Origin of the sequence: Paenibacillus sp. NAIST15-1 (genome assembly GCF_001894745.1) — a bacterium.
GTDB lineage: Bacteria > Bacillota > Bacilli > Paenibacillales > Paenibacillaceae > Paenibacillus_B > Paenibacillus_B suaedae.
The window spans coordinates 60,017-73,156 of sequence record NZ_BBYF01000011.1 but is presented as its reverse complement, the minus strand read 5'-3'; the positions used below and the strand labels follow the sequence as shown (position 1 = coordinate 73,156).

General features: G+C 49.1%; 12 protein-coding genes. 9 read left to right on the top strand and 3 right to left on the bottom strand.

What is annotated here, in order from left to right:
- Positions 1-59: 59 nt before the first annotated feature.
- Both pfkB and PBN151_RS20775 read right to left on the bottom strand, forming a co-directional pair.
- Positions 60-992 carry a 1-phosphofructokinase gene (gene pfkB, locus PBN151_RS20780; protein ID WP_072730537.1) on the bottom strand — a complete coding sequence of 311 codons (933 nt, stop codon included), beginning with the start codon at positions 990-992 and terminating at the stop codon, positions 60-62.
- Positions 993-1,012: 20 nt separating this feature from the next.
- Positions 1,013-1,882, bottom strand: a complete 870-nt coding sequence (locus PBN151_RS20775) for a class II fructose-bisphosphate aldolase (RefSeq protein WP_072730536.1) — start codon at positions 1,880-1,882, stop codon at positions 1,013-1,015.
- Positions 1,883-1,972: 90 nt separating this feature from the next.
- On the opposite strand from PBN151_RS20775, the gene PBN151_RS20770 reads away from it, so the two are divergent.
- The 9 genes from PBN151_RS20770 (at position 1,973) to PBN151_RS20730 (ending at position 11,713) form a co-directional block, all read left to right on the top strand.
- Positions 1,973-3,031: an SIS domain-containing protein gene (locus tag PBN151_RS20770; protein ID WP_072730535.1), complete on the top strand. Its 1,059-nt coding sequence runs from the start codon at positions 1,973-1,975 to the stop codon at positions 3,029-3,031.
- Between the two features lie 141 nt (positions 3,032-3,172).
- Positions 3,173-3,964: a DeoR/GlpR family DNA-binding transcription regulator gene (locus tag PBN151_RS20765; RefSeq protein ID WP_072730534.1), complete on the top strand. Its 792-nt coding sequence runs from the start codon at positions 3,173-3,175 to the stop codon at positions 3,962-3,964.
- Positions 3,965-4,489: 525 nt separating this feature from the next.
- The gene (locus PBN151_RS20760) at positions 4,490-4,972 is read left to right on the top strand and encodes a PTS sugar transporter subunit IIA (RefSeq protein WP_072730533.1); all 483 of its coding nucleotides are present in this window, start codon (positions 4,490-4,492) and stop codon (positions 4,970-4,972) included.
- 93 nt (positions 4,973-5,065) lie between these two features.
- On the top strand, positions 5,066-5,326 hold the full coding sequence (locus PBN151_RS20755) for an HPr family phosphocarrier protein (protein WP_021252247.1): 261 nt from the start codon (positions 5,066-5,068) through the stop codon (positions 5,324-5,326).
- 42 nt (positions 5,327-5,368) lie between these two features.
- Complete coding sequence (gene ptsP / locus PBN151_RS20750) at positions 5,369-7,102, top strand: phosphoenolpyruvate--protein phosphotransferase (protein ID WP_072730532.1); 1,734 nt, start codon at positions 5,369-5,371, stop codon at positions 7,100-7,102.
- Between the two features lie 250 nt (positions 7,103-7,352).
- Positions 7,353-8,210, top strand: coding sequence for a glucose PTS transporter transcription antiterminator GlcT (gene glcT / locus PBN151_RS20745; protein WP_072730531.1), 858 nt, complete (start codon positions 7,353-7,355; stop codon positions 8,208-8,210).
- A 207-nt stretch (positions 8,211-8,417) separates the two neighbouring features.
- A complete protein-coding gene (locus PBN151_RS20740; RefSeq protein ID WP_072730530.1) occupies positions 8,418-9,869 on the top strand; it encodes a PTS transporter subunit EIIC in 1,452 nt (483 codons plus the stop codon).
- A gap of 281 nt (positions 9,870-10,150) precedes the next feature.
- The gene (locus PBN151_RS20735) at positions 10,151-10,849 is read left to right on the top strand and encodes a helix-turn-helix transcriptional regulator (protein ID WP_072730529.1); all 699 of its coding nucleotides are present in this window, start codon (positions 10,151-10,153) and stop codon (positions 10,847-10,849) included.
- Positions 10,850-10,855: 6 nt separating this feature from the next.
- Positions 10,856-11,713 carry a J domain-containing protein gene (locus PBN151_RS20730; protein ID WP_227774900.1) on the top strand — a complete coding sequence of 286 codons (858 nt, stop codon included), beginning with the start codon at positions 10,856-10,858 and terminating at the stop codon, positions 11,711-11,713.
- Between the two features lie 108 nt (positions 11,714-11,821).
- Here PBN151_RS20730 and PBN151_RS20725 read toward each other — a convergent pair whose 3' ends face one another.
- Complete coding sequence (locus PBN151_RS20725) at positions 11,822-13,138, bottom strand: glutamate-1-semialdehyde 2,1-aminomutase (protein ID WP_021252241.1); 1,317 nt, start codon at positions 13,136-13,138, stop codon at positions 11,822-11,824.
- Positions 13,139-13,140 lie beyond the last annotated feature (2 nt).

Genomic DNA, 13,140 nt, shown 5'->3' with positions numbered 1-13,140 from the left:
CCACGACCGCTCTAACGTTTCGCGATAGGATAAATTAAGCAATTAAGAAAGACATGTAACTAAGAAAAGCAGGTAACCTGTATGTCACGTAGAAGGGATTCCACGTCAGACAGCTTCACCATACCGGCTGAAGGCATAAGCGCATTCGCTGTACCGCAAGCGGCGCCAAGCTTCAGCCTCTCTTCAGGAGAGCAGCCGCGATGATCTGCGACGACGAGTCCCGCAACCATAGAGTCTCCGCTTCCTACAGCATTAACGGCCTCTACGCGCGGGATGGATACGCCATACAATCTCCCATCACAGCCTGCCAGAGCACCTCGCTCGCCAAGGGAGACGATCACATTGGAAATACCATCCTGCATGAGCTGCTGAACGGCTCGTACGATCTCGTCCTCATTGTCGGCAGAACCACCCGTGAGCTTCGTAACTTCATGCTCGTTTGGTTTAATCAAGTAAGGCTTGCTCTGGATGCCTGCGATCAGTGCATCGCCACTCGTATCCAAGATCGGAATCGCGCCTTGGCTTCGCGCGATCTGAATCAAGTTGGCATATAGATCTGTGTCGCATCCCTTCGGCATACTGCCAGAGAAGACCACATGAGAAGAACGAGAAGCAAGCTCTTTGATCTTAACCTTCATGGCCTCAATCGCTTCCGGCATGATCACAGGCCCAGCTTCCAGCAGCTCCGTCTGCGAGCCTCCTACCGGATCAATAATGTTCAGACAGAGGCGGGATTCTCCGGACACGGAGAGGAAATCTGCCTGAATACCTTCCTGACGAAGCATATCCACGATAGCCATGCCATTGTAGCCAGCCACGAATCCAGTCGCCGTTACTTCTTCTCCTAATGCATGGATGACGCGAGCGACATTGATCCCTTTGCCTCCTGCCGTAGCAAGTGTCTCATCAGCCCGATACAGCGCATTACTGCCAAATCCGGGAATGTAATAGGTCTTATCAATAGCCGCATTAAGGGTAACAGTTGTAATCATCTTCAATCCTCCAGCCGCGATTAGCGAACGGCGCTCGCCTTCCCGATGCAGCCCGCCATTTCCATCTTGCGGATTGCCAGCTCCTTCACCGCTTGCTTCGCAGGCACCATATATTTGCGTGGGTCATTCTCATCTGGGTTCGCAGTGAACACATCTTTGATCGCGTTCGAGAAGGCGATGCGCAGCTCTGTTGCAACGTTCATCTTACCCATGCCCAGCTTCACGCAGCGCTTCACCTGCTCCTCAGGAATACCGGAGCCGCCGTGCAGTACGAGTGGTACGCTAACTTGCTTATAAATTTGCTCTAGGCGATCGAAGGCGATTTTCGGTTCGCCTTTATAAATGCCGTGCGCAGTTCCGATAGCAGGAGCCAACGTTGGAACAGCTGTCGCTTCTACGAATGCCACGCATTCTTCAGGAACAGCCAGACGCGCATCCTCTTCCTCGACGACAATGTCATCCTCCACGCCGCCGACCTTGCCCAGCTCCGCCTCGATATTGACGCCAGCAGCAATTGCTACCTTCACGACCTCTTGTGTGCGGCGAACGTTCTCTTCATAAGGATGCATGGAAGCATCAATCATAACAGATGTATAGCCTGCACGGATACATTGAACGAGCAGTTCATAGTCTGTGCAGTGATCCAGATGCAATGCGATGGGAATAGAAGCTTGCTTCGCTGCTGTCTGAGCGGCAGCTACAATATATTCTGGACCTAGATGCTTTACGGTTCCGACTGTTGTCTGCAAGATAAGCGGTGTATTCGTCTCTTCTGCTGCTTCCACAACCGCTTGCAGCATTTCCAGTGTATGTACATTAAATGCAGTAATTCCGAATCCTTGTTCACGTGCAGCTTGGAGCATGGATGTAGAGCTGATAAGATGTCCCATTTCCGTAACCTCCTGCATATAAATGATTGAAACAATCAAAATAATGATTTATAATTTCATTAAGTTGATTATAAGGGAGGAATTTGTGATATGTCAAACCATCTTGATACACATACGTACCGGGAAATCAGCGATCAAGCGGCGGCGCTGCAAGCGGCTTGGGATCAGCTGCACAATCAGAAGGATTGGGTAGATCAATATATAGGAAACGATCAATTTGAAGAGGTTGTATTCATTGGTTCTGGGTCTTCTTGGTACCAAGCAATGACAATGGCGGCAACATACCGCAAGTGGACAGGAAGAAGTGCAGCTGCACATCCGTCCTCTGATCTGTTCTTGTTCCGCGAGCAGACGGTGACGCCATCGAAGAAGGTGCTGCTTGTGGGTGTATCTCGTTCCGGCGAATCCCATGAAGTGATTCTGGCGCTGGATTCCGTCAAGGACTTGACGCATTGGACAACATGTGGCATTACTTGTCATCCGAACAGCAAGATGGCGCAAATGACGCCATGCCTTGTATCTCCGCTAGGTGCTGAGAAGAGCACAGTTATGACGAAATCGCTCAGCAGCATGACGTTCATGATGCAGGCGGCAATTGCACTGGGTGCAGGACGGACGAAGGAATTGTCCGAGCTTGAGGGAGTATTGCAATCCAGCAGTGCCTTCGTTACAATGGCGGATGACACGACATCTGCGTGGGTGAAGAGCAATCAATTTGATAAGACGATTTACTTGGGTATGGGCGCATTGTATGGATTGGCATTGGAAGCTTGCCTGAAGCTGAAGGAAATGACCTACACGTGGACAGAAGCATACGGCACATTGGAATTCCGCCACGGGCCGAAGTCGATTGTTGAGCCAGGAACGCAGATTGTGCTCCTCTTATCGGAGAGTGCACGTGCTTACGAACTCAAGGTAGCACAAGAAATGAAGGCATACGGGGCGAAAGTTGTCATTGTAACAGCGCAAGCGGGTGCGGACACCGCATTTGCAGACAAGGTCATTGAGCTTGGCCATGTGGACGCAAGCGATGAAGCGCGTGCAGTGCTGTACCTGCCTTTTGTTCAATATAACGGATATTACACAGCGCTCAAGCGGGGCTTGAATCCGGATGATCCACGGAACTTGACGCAGTTCGTATCCATTTAAAGTAGAACGAGCCGTTCAGGCTAAGCATCAAGGTTGCAGGAACAGATAGCAGCTCGCACCTTTGCTTTAGGATCGCGTTTCTTCATAAAGAGAAGCAAGCCCCGACAAAGGTATGATTATGGAACGGATGGAGTGTAAGTTATGAGTGAATCGTTATCCAAGGGTGAATTGCGACGCCAGCAAATCCTGCAAGTCATGAAGCAGAATGGACGCATCACGATATCAGAAATCATAGATCGGTTCGAATGTTCGGAAGCTACGGCCCGCCGTGATTTGGATCTCATGGAGCGCAAGGGGGAACTGATCCGCACAATTGGTGGTGCGCTGCTTGAAGGGCCAGGTACGGTAAGAGAAGTCTCCTTCGACGAGAAGCGTCAATTGCTGTGGCTGGAGAAGGAAGCGATCGCAAGACGAGCCTTGGAATTCATTGAAGAAGGCGACAGCATCTGCTTGACTGGAGGGACGACGACATTCCTGTTGGCTCGGTTATTGAAGCAGCGCCAAGGGATTACCGTTGTAACCAATGCAGTCAATATTGCGATGGAATTGTCCGATTGTGAGGGGATTCAAGTTGTTGTCATCGGAGGCGTAATGCGCAGCAATAGCTTCGAGCTGTGCGGGCCATTAGCAGAACGGACGATTGAACATTTGAATATTGAGAAGCTGTTTATGGGGATAGATGGGTTCTCAACAACGAAAGGAATCACCACATACTCCGAGCTGGAAGCCCAGACGGCCCGCATGCTAATGCGCCAAGCGCAGCAGACTTTCGCGGTATTCGATCATACGAAGGTGGGCAAAGCATCGTTATTTACAGTGACTACTGTAGATGGGCTTACGGGATGCATAACGGACAGCCTATTGCCGGACGATATGGTCAGCACCTTGCAGCAGATGGGGGTATCTTGCTATTATGCGGGGGACGAACAGTAATCGGCTAAACCCAAGTATGTTAAGGGTGGAGTAAGAATGGAAAACTTGTGTCATATGCGGTTTGAAACGTTTTTTCCAGTGCTGCGTATGATATGCAATATGATGTAATCATCAAATAAACACCCAATTATGTGGTGCAAATGTGGATATAGTGGGTATATTTGTATTGTAACCATGGCGAATCGCAGACGGTATGATTTGTATCCAGAACGCACATCTTATGGATACCGCATAACTCAGCAGCCACTTGAGGATGGACGAATCGACTAGATTTCACCAACAGTCCGCTCGCTTGCATCCCGCGCAACCACCATGATACAATGGGTGTGAATCTTTACACATGAAATTAGCGTGTTACTAGTGCGACTAGGCATGAGCTAAGCGGCCGTTCACGGGGTGAACTGCATGCTTTAGCGCATGCCTTTTTATTTTCTCATAAGAGAAATTGGATTTTTTTGTCGGTTATCACAACAACCACAATGACGGACGAAAGTTCACATGGTTAAATACAAGGAGGAACTCAATATGTTTGGTTTTGGTAAAAAGAAAAAGAAAATTTCCATTACAGCACCGATTACAGGTCAAGCAGTACCTTTGGAGCAAGTTCCAGATCCAGCATTTGCACAAAAAATTATTGGTGACGGAATTGCTATAGAGCCAACAGAAGGTGTATTTATAGCTCCATTCGACGGTCATGTCGTGCATTTGATCGATTCTCATCATTCCTTGGTGCTTGCGCATGAATCCGGCTTGGAACTACTCGTTCACATCGGTGTGAACACCGTATCCTTGCAAGGAAAACCGTTCAAGCCACATGTGAAATCCGGCGACAAAGTGAAAAAAGGCCAAACGCTTATCGAGTTCGATATTGCACAAATTAAAGAAGCTGGCCTTCCTGTTGTAACACCAATTATTGTAGCGAACGGTGACATCGTTGCTGAACTGAAAGCGAACACAGGCAATGTAAAAGCAGATTCCGATGAATTGATGGAAGTAGTATTGAAATAGATGGTTTTGAACTAAGTTCTAAACTAAGTTCTAAACTAAGTTCTGAGCGAGAGAAGCAACACATTCTACTATTACCGAAAAGAGGGCATAACAATGGAAAAACAATTTACAATTAAAAATCCACAAGGTATCCACGCTCGTCCAGCGGGCGCAATCATGAAGAAAGCTGCTGAATTCGCAGGAGAGCAAATTACAATCGAATTCAACGGCCGCAAAGTAAGCGCAAAAAGCATCACTGGCGTATTGACGCTCGGTATGAAAGCTGGCGACACAGTAACAGTATCTGCTGAAGGCGATAAGGCTGCTGAAGCAGTTGAGGCAGTAGGCGCAGTAATCGAATCCGTATTGGACTAATAGAACGTAATCATTAACGCGGAAAAAGGAGTGGAGGAACCGATGCTACTTCAAGGTATTCCAGCTGCATCCGGTTATGCCATCGGCCAAGCATTCATCCTGGAGCATGATACATCTGAGGTTGAGCGCAAGCAGGTCGATGATGTACAGGCAGAAGCAACTCGCTTGCAGACAGCTGTACAGCAGGCTATGAACGAACTGGAGCAGATTAAAGAAGACACAGCGAAAAAATTAGGCGAGCATCAAGCTGAAATCTTCGCTACACATATCCTTGTATTGCAAGATGAAGAGTTTGTTGGGCAAGCGATTGAGAAGGTTCGCAGTGAGAAGGTAAATGCAGAGTTCGCTCTTTCGGAAGTGACTCAGCAGCTGGTCGACATCTTCAGCAGCATGGACAGTGAATATATGCGTGAGCGTGCAGCGGACTTCCGCGATGTGAGCAAGCGTGTACTCGGTCTATTGTCCGGCAAGAAATCTGTTTCTCTGAATGACTTCGAAGAGGCAGTTGTGCTCTTCGCGCATGACTTGACTCCTTCCGATACAGCCCAGCTGGATCGCAGCAAGGTAGCAGGCTTTGCGACGAACATTGGCGGTCGTACTTCCCACTCGGCTATTATGGCGCGCTCGATGGAGATCCCTGCGGTTGTTGGCTTGCAGGACGCTACATCTACAGTGAAGAACGGCGACATGATCATTCTCGATGGTTCAAGCGGCATTATCCTGATCAATCCAGATTCGGATACGATTGCAACTTACCAAGAGAAGAAGGTGAAGTTCGAGAAGCGTCAGGAAGAGATGAAGCTGTACAAAGACAAACCTTCGATCACAGCTGATGGCCATGAGGTTGAACTCGTGTCAAACATCGGCAACCCGCAAGATGCGCTTGGCGCACGCAACAACGGTGCTGAGGGTGTAGGCTTGTACCGTACAGAATTCCTGTACATGGGTCGTGACAACTTCCCATCTGAAGAGGAACAATACAACTCTTATGTTGCCGTATGTGAAACACTTGGAACGGAGAAGCCAGTCGTGATCCGTACATTGGATATTGGCGGGGACAAGGAGCTGCCTTACTTGCCGCTTCCGAAGGAAATGAACCCATTCCTTGGATACCGTGCGATTCGCTTATGCTTGGATCGTAAAGATCTGTTCAAGACACAGCTTCGTGCGATCCTTCGTGCAAGCGCCAAAGGCAACATCAAGCTGATGTACCCAATGATCTCTACGCTGAGCGAGCTTCGCGAAGCAAATGCGATTCTGGCAGAGACGCAAGCAGAGCTGGATGCAGAAGGCATTGCGTACAATAAAGAGATGGAAGTCGGCATGATGATCGAGGTACCTGCTGCTGCGATTATTGCAGATCAATTGGCGAAGGAAGTTGACTTCTTCTCTATCGGTACGAACGATTTGGTACAATACACGATGGCTGCTGACCGGATGAATGAGCAAGTATCCCACTTGACTCAGCCATTCAACCCAGCAGTACTGCGCTTGATCAAGATGGTTATCGATGCTGCGCACAAAGAAGGCAAGTGGGCTGGCATGTGCGGTGAAATGGCTGGCAACCTGAAGGCTGTTCCGATCCTGCTCGGTCTTGGTCTTGATGAATTCAGCATGAGTGCAAGCTCTGTACTTCCAGTACGTGTACTGCTGAGCCGCTTGAACCGTGAAGAGATGCGCAAGCTAGCGGAAGAAGCGTTGATGCTGGAGACGGCTGAAGAGATTCAAGTTATGGTCGTTGACCGTGTATCGGCAGTTCAAGAAATGTCTATCTAATAGTAACGAATGTGTTGCAGTCGGGTGAGGATAAGCTCCTTTCCCGGCTACCTCATCGTTTACATATGTGTCAATAAAATTACAAATAAATAATATTCTGCAATAATTCTACATATTCGACAAAATTAGATTTATTCGTTGACATTGAATGTAGATTCACCTAGAATGAATGTTGTAGTTGACGCACGAATCGAAAACGTTTCCAAAACGTAATCTTCCATGTGTACGCTCAGGGGAAAGGAGCCTTACTTTGTCAGAACAACGTCGCTTTGAAATCGTACGGTCATTAAGCAACAATGTCGTATTGGCAAACGATGTGTTGGCTAACAAAGAAACCATCCTTATGGGGAAAGGGCTCGGCTTTGGGGCAAAACCCGGAGGTTCTTTGGAGACGAGTGATACACGAATCGAGAAGACCTTTGTGATCGAGGACAAACAGCATTTATCGCAGTATCAGATGCTGCTTGGTCAAATTGATCCTGAAGTCATTGTCATTTCGGAGAAGATTATTTCGATCGTATCGGAGCAGTTGACGCCGGATTTGAACGAGCATATTCATCTCGCTTTGCCGAGCCATATCGAATATGCGCTTTATCGTCTCCGCAACAATATAGCGATTGAGAATCCGTTTCTATGGGAGATTCGCACATTGAACCCGAAGGAATTCGAACTCGCGTCTCAAGCAGCTGAGCTGATTAATAAGACGTTTGATGTAGAGGTGCCGGAGGATGAGATTGGTTTCTTGACGATCCATATTCAGTCTGCGGTTGCCCATGTCCCTGTCGGGAACTTTGTTCAATACAATCATCTTCTGAAGGATTTGGTCGCTCTCATCGAACGCGAGCGGGGCAGGGTCATTCCGAAGGATAGCATTGATTATTTACGATTAATTACGCATTTGCGCTTTGCGATGGAACGAATTCGCCAGGGTGATGCCACGAAGAATCCATTCCGAGACAACTTGAAGGAAATGGCGCCTTACGAATTTAGTGTCGCACAGAAATGTGCGGACTTGATGTCGAAGAAGCTGGAGATCGAAATACCCGAAGATGAAACGGCGTACATCGCAATGCATTTATATCGTTTATTTCATAAAGACTCAGAATAACGCTGGACAAGCGTGTTACTAGTTCGACTAGGCATGAGCTTGCTGGGGGATAACATCTAATTTTTTGGATGTCGTCCCGTCGCAAGCTCATGCCTTTTTTATATTCTCTAATGCGCTTACATTTTGACGGAGGAGATGACAGGTCATAGCATAAATTTTTGACCTTTTATCCATACTTTACTTATTCACCACAAGGAGGAACGACATATGCTAGCCTTTTTGCAAAAAATTGGTCGTGCATTGATGCTTCCGGTTGCAACTCTGCCGGCGGCGGCGATTCTGCTTCGCTTCGGTCAAATTGACTATGTGAAAGATTTTCACTTGGGGGATACGGTCGGCGGGTTCTTGAACCAATACATCGCCCCATTCCTTGATGCAGGCGGATCTGCAATTTTTGATAACCTAGCACTATTGTTCGCAATCGGGGTTGCGATAGGCTTTGCCGCAGACGCGGTTGCTGTTCTGGCAGCAGTTATCGCACATATGATTTTGCTGAAAGTGCTGACAAAGATTCCGGCAGCCTTTACATTCATTCCAGCTGATATGAAGCTGGACATGGGGGTTATCGGAGGTATCTTGGCTGGTTCCATTGCAGCCTTCATGTACAACAAATATCATAATATCAAGGTTCCAGATTGGCTCGGCTTCTTCGGCGGCAAACGCTTCGTGCCGATTGTCACTTCAGCTACGATGATCTTGATTGCGATTCCATTCGGTATCGTCTGGGGTCCAGTCCAAACAGCGCTTGATTCCTTCGGCAACTGGATCGTATCGCTTGGTGCGGTTGGTTCCGGGGTGTACCTGACAGCGAACCGACTTCTCATTCCGTTTGGTTTGCACCATGTATTGAATGCAATTCCTTGGTTCCAGCTTGGAACATTCACGGACGCAGCTGGCGAAGTATGGCGCGGCGATATCGCTCGCTTCTTCCATGGCGACATGACAGCTGGCGGATTTATGACAGGTTACTTCCCGATCATGATGTTCGCGCTTCCGGGTGCTGCGCTCGCTATTATTCATACAGCGAAGCCAGAGAAGCGCAAGGCGGTTGCATCGCTCTTCGTCGGAACCGCGATTGCATCCTTCTTGACAGGTATTACAGAACCGATTGAATTCGCGTTCATGTTCGTAGCGCCTGTATTGTTCGTCGTTCACGCAATCTTGGCTGGTATTTCCGGCTTCGTCATGGCAACGCTCGGCGTACGCCTTGGATTCGGCTTCTCGGCAGGATTTATCGACTATGTGTTGAACTTCCCGCTTGCGACTAAGCCACTGATGCTTATCCCTGTAGGTCTTGTATACTTCGTTGTCTACTACGTCTTGTTCCGCGTCCTCATCAAGGTATTGAACCTGAAGACGCCTGGACGTGAAGATGACGTTGAAGGCGAAGGCGCCAAGACTGAAGCTGGCGGCGGCAATGCAACACTGCAAGAGAAGGCTGTGAAAGTGCTGGGGATGATTGGCGGCAAAGACAACATCATTGTCAATGAGGCCTGCATCACGCGCCTTCGCTTGACGCTGAAGGATGATTCCGTAGTGGATGAAGCTGGTCTGAAGTCCCTCGGTGCAGCTGGCGTCATGAAGCTTGGCAAGGGTAACGTTCAAGTTGTATTCGGAACGCAGTCCGAGCTCTTGAAGGAAGAAATTAAAAAGCTGTAAGCAGTGTTCAATAGGCACTGTCACATAGGCATGATGGCAAGGCAGAAAGCCAGCGGATTTATTCCGCTGGTTTTTTTCGTATGTCAAAAAAGAGGGCATTAAAGCAGGGGGTATAATTGTTTGCGGAAACAAAGTTGATCCAAGGCAAAATGTTTTCTATACTATACGTGCATCCATAGGAACTCAAACCGCTGTTCCAGACCGAAGGATAAGGAGATGGTGGAATTGGGACAAAGGAAAATGATAGACCAGCAGCACCTTCGAGTTAGGGAGGCTGGACGATGACGATTACGCAGCAAGCCAATATGATTAATCATCCAGCCCGTCGGAATATTTTATTGTTTTTGAGGCAGCAAGGAACAGTCGGGGTGCCAGCTATCGCGGGACATCTTCAACTGACGGCTATAGCTGTTCGCAGGCATTTATATGCGCTGCAAAAGGGCGGGTATGTACATGCTCATCTGATTCGTCAGCAGCTAGGAAGACCTACCTATGAGTATAGTCTGGCTGACAAGGCAAGCATGTTGTTCGTCAGTGCATATGATGCGCTGATCATCGATATTCTTGAGCAATTGCAGGAGCGATCCGGTGAAGATACGGTGGAGCAGCTATTCCATTATCGCAGGCAGAAGTTGGAGAAGCGATATGCTCCGTTATTGAATCAAGCAAGCTTAGAGGAGAGAATCTGTGCATTAGCAGCATTACAGGACAAGGAAGGCTACATGGTTAGATGGGGAAGATGTGAGGATGGCAGCTATTGGCTGGAAGAGGCCAACTGCCCGATCTCCCAAGTTGCGGTTCAATTCGGTTCTCCTTGCAGATGCGAGCAGTCGATGTTTGCCGCGGTGCTTCAAGCGGATGTTGACCGGACAGAAAGTATTGTGGAAGGTGACACGAGATGTATGTTCCGTATCGCTGAGCCGGATCCAGGGGAACTGTGTGAATTGTCTGAACCGGAATGTAAGGATACAGGCATCTGAGCATGAATGGATTTAGCGTGGTTGCAGCTTGCTGGGGAAAGGAGAATGATGATGAAGCGGAAGGTTGATCAAAAGGATGTCGGGGCTGAGACATCAGTCGGGATCGAATGTAATGAAAATAATGAAAGTAATGAAGCTATTGAAGTTACTGATCCTTATTTGATTTCCATCGTGAATGCATTAGAGCAGTTGACAGAGTCTTGGTCTGCTAAGCTGAAGAACGGCGGCATTAAGCTTCAGTTTGCCGTTCAGATCGGCTCCAGCCTGAGTGTAATCCAACAGGAATGGCTAATGGAGTTCCTTCAGGACTTTCATGTTCGTGATCAGGAAATGTCTAAGGTGCTGCATGCCTTTGCCACCGAGATACCGGAATGGGCGACCCGGCAAATTCTTCAGCTCTTTCGCAAAGCGGAGCGTGTGAAGGCTGTACTAATTGCTCGGAATGATGTTATGGACCAGCTTGAACAGCGAATGAGGCAAATGGAGTACGACTTCTGGCAGGTCATGCTTCCTACAGATGAAAATGAGCTGGAGCATGTGCTTTCATCATGGCAGCGGGAGCTGGCCGCATGGGAGGAAGAGGCGTCTCACGAGAGAAATACATACAACCGAACCTATGGGGATAGTTCGCGTTCATCGGTGAACGCACCCTCTGCCGGTAAGGATAAGGATTTGACCTTTCATACGTTAATTGGTGTCCCTGAAGAAGCGGATGCGAAGCAAGTGAGGAAGCAGTCTCGCAAGCTGCTCCGGGTGCTGCACCCTGATCACGGCGGAAGCGCGTATTTGTTTACATGGGTAAAGGAAGCGTACGATGCGTATCAAGCGAGCCGGATTCGCCGTGAAAGTCCCACAGCAAGATGATAAATAATAAGCGCCCCGTCCTATGTTTATCACATAGGGAGGGGCGCTGTACTGTACATAACGTTTCTTTTTTAGAAAACAGGCTCAGCTACTCGTCTCTTCGTACAACTAGCCTCTCATACGGCGGAACGCTTCATGCGCAGCTTCAATCGTACGCTCGATGTCCTCCGCGGTATGCTCGGTAGTCAGGAACCATGCCTCGTACTTCGAAGGCGCAAGGCAGATGCCTTGGTCGAGCATATGACGGAAGAATGCGCCGAACGCTTCGGTATCCGTCTCTTGTGCTTCTGCATAATTCGTGACCGGATGATCACAGAAGTGCGTCGAGAAGGAGCCGCGAATGCGGTTGATCGTAAGCGGCACGCCATAACGGTCAGCGCCTTCTTGAATGCCGTTCGTCAAGCGGATTGCCAGCTCCTCCATTTGCTCGTATACGCCCTCTGCTTGCAGAACCTCCAAGCACGCAATGCCGGCTGAGATTGAAGCAGGGTTGCCTGCCATTGTGCCTGCTTGGTATGCAGGGCCGAGCGGAGCAACTTGTTCCATGATATGCTTGCGTCCGCCATAGGCGCCGATCGGCAGGCCGCCGCCAATGATTTTGCCCATCGCTGTCAAGTCTGGCTCAATTGCTGCAAAGTCAGGGAAGGCGCGGTAAGTTTGCGCCGAACCATAATGGAATCGGAATGCGCTGATGACCTCATCATAGATAACGAGTGCCCCGTATTCGCGAGCGAGCTTGCACAAGCCTTCAAGGAAGCCTTCCGCAGGCATAACCATGCCGAAGTTGCCGACGATTGGCTCAACCATCACGGCTGCCACATCGTCTCCCCAATGCTCCAGTGCTTCCTTCAAGCTGTCCAGATCGTTGAATGGAACGGTGATTACTTCGTTAGCAATGCTGGATGGAATCCCTGCGCTGTCCGGAATACCAAGCGTAGAAGGGCCAGAACCAGCTGCAACGAGCACGAGATCCGAATGACCATGGTAGCATCCGGCGAATTTGATAACCTTCGTGCGCTTCGTATAAGCTCGGGCCACGCGGATTGTCGTCATAACCGCCTCGGTGCCTGAGTTGACGAAGCGAACTTTATCCATAGACGGAACAGCTTCCTTCAACATGCGAGCCAGTTTGATTTCAAGCTCGGTTGGCGTGCCGTACAGGGTGCCGTTCTGTGCCGCGCGAACGATAGCCTTCGTTACATGCGGATGGGCATGACCTGTAATGATAGGGCCATAAGCAGCCAAGTAGTCAACATAGCGGTTGCCGTCTACGTCCCAGAAGTAAGCGCCTTGTGCGCGTTCCATGAAGACGGGGGCACCGCCGCCGACCGCTTTGAATGAGCGGGAAGGGCTGTTGACCCCACCGACGATATGTTGAAGCGCTTCTTCGTACAGTTGTGCAGAACGGTTGCGATTCGTAGTCATGT

Excerpts from the sequence above, each read along its gene's own strand:
- pfkB (WP_072730537.1), bottom strand. The coding sequence starts at position 992 with ATGATTACAACTGTTACCCTTAATGCGGCTATTGATAAGACCTATTAC.
- PBN151_RS20775 (WP_072730536.1), bottom strand. The coding sequence starts at position 1,882 with ATGGGACATCTTATCAGCTCTACATCCATGCTCCAAGCTGCACGTGAA.
- PBN151_RS20770 (WP_072730535.1), top strand. The coding sequence starts at position 1,973 with ATGTCAAACCATCTTGATACACATACGTACCGGGAAATCAGCGATCAA.
- PBN151_RS20765 (WP_072730534.1), top strand. The coding sequence starts at position 3,173 with ATGAGTGAATCGTTATCCAAGGGTGAATTGCGACGCCAGCAAATCCTG.
- PBN151_RS20760 (WP_072730533.1), top strand. The coding sequence starts at position 4,490 with ATGTTTGGTTTTGGTAAAAAGAAAAAGAAAATTTCCATTACAGCACCG.
- PBN151_RS20755 (WP_021252247.1), top strand. The coding sequence starts at position 5,066 with ATGGAAAAACAATTTACAATTAAAAATCCACAAGGTATCCACGCTCGT.
- ptsP (WP_072730532.1), top strand. The coding sequence starts at position 5,369 with ATGCTACTTCAAGGTATTCCAGCTGCATCCGGTTATGCCATCGGCCAA.
- PBN151_RS20740 (WP_072730530.1), top strand. The coding sequence starts at position 8,418 with ATGCTAGCCTTTTTGCAAAAAATTGGTCGTGCATTGATGCTTCCGGTT.
- PBN151_RS20735 (WP_072730529.1), top strand. The coding sequence starts at position 10,151 with ATGACGATTACGCAGCAAGCCAATATGATTAATCATCCAGCCCGTCGG.
- PBN151_RS20730 (WP_227774900.1), top strand. The coding sequence starts at position 10,856 with ATGGATTTAGCGTGGTTGCAGCTTGCTGGGGAAAGGAGAATGATGATG.
- PBN151_RS20725 (WP_021252241.1), bottom strand. The coding sequence starts at position 13,138 with ATGACTACGAATCGCAACCGTTCTGCACAACTGTACGAAGAAGCGCTT.